Below are 5,248 nucleotides of genomic sequence, written 5' to 3'. Positions count from 1 at the left end.
GCAGACGCCGGGAAACGGCGCAAAAACAAAAACTTGAGCAGTAACATACAGGCACCTCCAAAGTGACCCGAAGCCCCCGGCCCTCTTTTGGCGCCATCGCCTTCTTTGCAATTGCATTCGCGCTCAGCGCGTATTTCACCTTTGCGGCGGTGCAGGGCGACTTCGGTCTGTTCCGGAGGGTCGAGATCCAGGCCGAAGCAGAAGAACTGCGGCTGGATCTCGACCGTCTCCAGTCCCGGATCGGCGGCATGGAAAACCTGACCAGCCGCCTGTCCGACGACTACCTTGACCTTGATCTCCTGGATGAGCAGGCCCGCTCGGTGCTTGGCCTTGTCCGAGCGGACGAGATTGTCATCCGCTAAAGGGCCGCGGCACGCCCTCGCATGGCCGGCAACCCAGCCTTTACTCCTTCCCCCGCCCGTTTTCTTGCAAGAAAACGACCAGGAAAATCAGCAATTTTCCGAGACGGAATTTTTGCAAAAATTCCGGCGCTCCCCGCCAGCAAAGGCATATGGCCTTTCTGCTGCCGCGTTTCGCCCGGCCCCTCCCGCACCAAAGGCCGGCGCGGTATTTTTGCGGTCCATGGGCGGATTTTTACGCGGCGGAAACCCCGCGGCAGAATAACACTATTCAGCCGGGCCAAAACCGGGTATCAATTGGTTTAACACTAAACTATCTAGCCTGCAGGGGGAGCCGACCACCATGGCCGCTAGGAAAAGCGCAAAGAAACCAAACGTTTCTGCCGAAGAGCTGACGAAACACTACCGCGAGATGCTGCTGATCCGCCGATTCGAGGAAAAGTCGGGCCAGCTCTACGGCATGGGGCTGATCGGGGGCTTCTGCCACCTCTACATCGGCCAGGAAGCGGTTGTTGTCGGTCTTGAGGCCGCGGCTGAGGAAGGCGACAAGCGCGTCACCTCCTACCGCGACCACGGCCACATGCTGGCCTGCGGCATGGACCCCGACGGCGTCATGGCTGAGCTCACGGGCCGCGAAGGCGGCTACTCCAAGGGCAAGGGCGGCTCCATGCATATGTTCTCGAAAGAGAAGCATTTCTATGGCGGCCACGGCATCGTCGGCGCCCAGGTGCCGATCGGTGCAGGCCTCGCCTTTGCCGACAAGTACAAGGGCAACGGACGCGTCACCTTCACCTATTTCGGCGACGGCGCTGCCAATCAGGGCCAGGTCTACGAGACCTTTAACATGGCCGCCCTGTGGAAACTCCCGGTGGTCTTCGTGATCGAGAACAACCAGTACGCCATGGGCACCTCGCAGCAGCGCTCCACCTCCAGCGCCGAAATCTGGGAACGCGGCAAGGCGTTCGGCATTCCGGGCGAAGCTGTAGACGGCATGAACGTCCTCTCGGTCAAGGAAGCCGGCGAGCGCGCCGTCTCCCACTGCCGCAACGGCGACGGTCCCTATATCCTGGAAGTCAAAACCTACCGCTACCGCGGCCACTCGATGTCGGATCCGGCCAAGTACCGCACCCGCGAAGAGGTCCAGAAAATGCGCGAGGAGCGCGACCCGATCGAGCAGGTCCGCGAGATGCTGCTGACCGGCAAGCACGCCACCGAGGACGATCTCAAGGCGATCGACAAAGAGATCAAAGAGATCGTCAGCAAGTCCGCAGAGTTCGCCAAGGAGAGCCCGGAACCCGCGCTCGAAGAGCTGTGGACCGACATCTATGCGGACGAAGTCCCGCAGGAGGCCAGCGCCTGATGCCGCATTTCGAAATCCACGCAACGGAAGTTGAGGCCGCAAAGGCCTTTTACAGCGGTCTGTTCGGCTGGCAGTTCGAGCCTATGCCGGGGGGCGAAGATATGGCTTATCACCTGATCGAAGGCCGGGATATCGGCATGGCTCACGGCGTGACCGGCGGCCTGATGAAACGTATGGGCGATGCCCCAGCCGCCGGCGGCCCGGTCCGCGGCGGCACCATGACGTTCGACGTCGCCGATTGCGACGAACGTTACGCCTGGGCGCTGGCCAATGGCGGCGCCGAGGCGCTGCCGCCAACCGACTACCCCGGCATCGGCCGCTGCGCCTATGTTGAGGACGGTCAAGGCAACATCGTCGGAATGATCACTCCTGCGGAGAGCAATTGATATGGCAACCGAAATTCTTATGCCCGCCCTGTCGCCGACCATGGAAGAAGGCACGCTGGCCAAATGGCTGGTCAAGGAAGGCGATACCGTGAACTCCGGCGACATCATGGCCGAGATCGAAACCGATAAGGCCACGATGGAGTTCGAAGCCGTTGACGAAGGCATCGTCGGCAAGATCCTGATCGGCGAAGGCACCGAAGGCGTGAAGGTGAACACCCCCATCGCGGTGCTGGTCGAAGACGGCGAAAGCGCTGATGACTACGAGGCCGGCAGCGCCAAGGAAGAGGCCCCCGCCGAGGAAGCGCCCTCCGACGAGCCCGCCGCCGCCGCGCCGCAGAAGGAACCCGCCATGCCGGCCAAGGTTCTGGAACCGGATTACCCGGAAGGCACCGAAATGGTGCAGACCACCGTGCGCGAAGCGCTGCGCGACGCCATGGCCGAGGAAATGCGCCGTGACGAGGACGTGTTCCTGATGGGCGAGGAAGTCGCCGAATACCAGGGCGCCTATAAGATTTCCCAAGGCTTGCTGGACGAATTCGGCGCCAAGCGGGTGATCGACACCCCGATCACCGAACACGGCTTTGCCGGCATCGCCACCGGTGCTGCCTTTGGCGGGTTGCGCCCGATTGTCGAGTTCATGACCTTCAACTTCGCCATGCAGGCGATTGACCACATCATCAACTCGGCGGCCAAGACGCTCTATATGTCCGGCGGCCAGATGGGTGCCCCGATGGTGTTCCGCGGCCCCAACGGTGCTGCCGCCCGGGTCGGCGCCCAGCATTCTCAGGACTATGCCGCCTGGTACATGCAGATCCCGGGTCTGAAAGTGGTCATGCCCTACTCCGCGTCCGACGCCAAAGGTCTGATGAAGACCGCCATCCGCGACCCCAACCCGGTGATCTTCCTAGAGAACGAGATCCTCTATGGCCGCGCCTTCGACGTGCCCAAGCTGGACGATTACACCGTGCCCTTCGGCAAGGCCCGCATCTGGCGCGAAGGCACCGATGCCACCATCGTCTCCTTTGGCATCGGCATGACCTATGCGCTGGAAGCTGCTGATAAGCTTGCAGAAGATGGTATTTCAGCCGAGGTCATCGACCTGCGCACCATCCGCCCGATGGACCTGCCCACGGTGATCGCTTCGGTTCAAAAGACCAACCGCCTGGTCACGGTTGAGGAAGGCTGGCCGCAAGGCTCGGTCGGCAGCTATATCGCCTCGGAAGTGATGCAGCAGGCCTTCGATTACCTCGATGCGCCGATCATCACCTGCACCGGCAAGGACGTGCCCATGCCCTATGCCGCCAACCTGGAACGCCACGCGCTGATCACCACGGATGAGGTGGTCGCAGCCGTGAAGCAAGTGACCTACCGGTAAGGAGCGCGAATAGCATGCCCACTGAAATCCTGATGCCCGCGCTGTCTCCCACCATGGAGGAAGGCACCCTTGCCAAATGGCTGGTCAAGGAAGGCGACACCGTCTCCTCCGGCGATCTGCTGGCCGAGATCGAGACCGACAAGGCCACCATGGAATTCGAAGCCGTGGACGAAGGCACTGTCGGCAAGATCCTGATTGCCGAAGGCTCCGAAGGCGTGAAGGTGAACACCCCGATCGCCGTGCTGCTGGAAGACGGCGAAAGCACCGATGACATCGATAGCTCCGATGCGTCCGGTGGCGAAGCCGCCCCGGCGGCTGACGCAGGCAAGGAGGCCGCCCCTGCGGTGTCCGACGCGCCTGCGGCGCCGAAAGAAAAAGCCACGGCCGCCCCCGCTGCGCCGCAGGGCGCCGACGGCAGCCGGATCTTTGCCTCACCGCTGGCCCGCCGCATCGCCGCCGACAAAGGCCTGGACCTCGCACAGATCAAAGGCTCTGGCCCCAAAGGCCGCATCGTCAAAGCCGACGTGGAAAACGCCCAGCCGCAGGCTGCAGCTGCTGCCCCGAAAGCAGACGCCGCTCCCGCCGCAAGCGCTCCGGCTGCCGCAGCCTCCGCGGCGGGCCCCTCCGCCGATCAGGTCGCACGCATGTACGAAGGCCGCGACTTCGAAGAGGTCAAACTGGACGGCATGCGCAAAACCATCGCCGCCCGCCTCACCGAGGCCAAGCAGACTGTGCCGCACTTCTACCTGCGCCGCGACATCCAGCTGGATGCACTGCTGAAGTTCCGTGGCGAGCTGAACAAGCAGCTTGAGGGCCGCGGTGTGAAGCTGTCGGTCAACGACTTCATCATCAAGGCCTGCGCGCTGGCGCTGCAATCGGTGCCGGATGCCAATGCCGTCTGGGCCGGCGACCGGGTGCTCAAGATGAAAGCATCGGATGTGGCGGTGGCCGTCGCCATCGAAGGCGGTCTGTTCACCCCGGTTCTGCAGGACAGCGACATGAAATCGCTCTCTGTCTTGTCAACCGAGATGAAAGACCTCGCCAAACGCGCCCGCGACCGCAAGCTTGCGCCGCATGAATACCAGGGCGGTTCTTTTGCGATCTCCAACCTCGGCATGTTCGGCATCGACAACTTCGACGCCATCGTGAACCCGCCGCATGCCGGCATCCTGGCGGTCGGCGCAGGCGTCAAAAAACCGATCGTCGGCAAAGATGGCGAACTGGCCGTGGCCACGGTGATGTCCGTCACGCTGTCCGTGGACCACCGGGTGATCGACGGCGCCCTTGGCGCGGAACTTTTGAACGCGATCAAGGATAACCTGGAAAACCCGATGGTGATGCTGGCCTGACCTGCATCCAACGCGGAATGTAAAAAGCCCCGGCCGAAACCGGGGCTTTTTCTTTGCCTGCCGGCGCGCGGCCACACGGCTGAACGCAGACTGAAAAAGGAGCGGCCCCGCTCCCTTTCATCTTTTTAAAAATACTCACCTGCGCAACAACCGCCGCGCCCGCGCCATCAGTGGCGGCGCGCTAACCTCTCAATACTGAAAACCCGGCGTAGACGCCGACAGCGCCGCCTCATCCTCATCCATCTCCGCCTCGATGCCGTCAAACAGCGGCGTCGACAGATAGCGCTCCCCGGTATCCGGCAGCATCACCAGCAGCACCGAACCTTCCGGCGCGGTCTCCGCCACTTTGATCGCCGCTGCCAGGCTGGCGCCGCCGGAAATCCCGGTCAGGATGCCTTCCTCAGCCGCCAGCCGCTTGG

The 5,248-nt window shown here is 62.7% G+C and carries 5 protein-coding genes and 1 pseudogene; 5 read left to right on the top strand and 1 reads right to left on the bottom strand.

Going from position 1 to position 5,248, the window contains the following annotated elements; all coding sequences use genetic code 11:
• The first annotated feature begins 62 nt into the window (after window positions 1–62).
• The 5 genes from A2I95_RS25600 (at window position 63) to A2I95_RS25580 (ending at window position 4,829) form a co-directional block, all read left to right on the top strand.
• A complete protein-coding gene (locus A2I95_RS25600; RefSeq protein WP_027259084.1) occupies window positions 63–362 on the top strand; it encodes a septum formation initiator family protein in 300 nt (99 codons plus the stop codon).
• 340 nt (window positions 363–702) lie between these two features.
• Entirely contained in the window at window positions 703–1,719 is a 1,017-nt protein-coding gene (pdhA, locus tag A2I95_RS25595) for a pyruvate dehydrogenase (acetyl-transferring) E1 component subunit alpha (RefSeq protein WP_291734447.1), read from the top strand.
• Window positions 1,719–2,105: a VOC family protein gene (locus A2I95_RS25590; protein ID WP_291734446.1), complete on the top strand. Its 387-nt coding sequence runs from the start codon at window positions 1,719–1,721 to the stop codon at window positions 2,103–2,105. Before pdhA ends, A2I95_RS25590 begins: the two co-directional genes overlap by 1 nt.
• A 1-nt stretch (window position 2,106) precedes the next feature.
• Entirely contained in the window at window positions 2,107–3,480 is a 1,374-nt protein-coding gene (locus A2I95_RS25585; RefSeq protein WP_291734444.1) for a pyruvate dehydrogenase complex E1 component subunit beta, read from the top strand.
• A 14-nt stretch (window positions 3,481–3,494) separates the two neighbouring features.
• Window positions 3,495–4,829, top strand: a complete 1,335-nt coding sequence (locus tag A2I95_RS25580; RefSeq protein ID WP_291734442.1) for a pyruvate dehydrogenase complex dihydrolipoamide acetyltransferase — start codon at window positions 3,495–3,497, stop codon at window positions 4,827–4,829.
• Window positions 4,830–5,018: 189 nt separating this feature from the next.
• Here A2I95_RS25580 and A2I95_RS25575 read toward each other — a convergent pair.
• Window positions 5,019–5,248 (bottom strand): annotated as a pseudogene (locus tag A2I95_RS25575) (cysteine synthase); the annotation flags it as partial.

It is taken from the genome of Leisingera sp. F5 (assembly GCF_001593695.1).
Note: the sequence above shows the minus strand (reverse complement) of the source record. Positions and strands in the feature narration are given on the sequence as shown.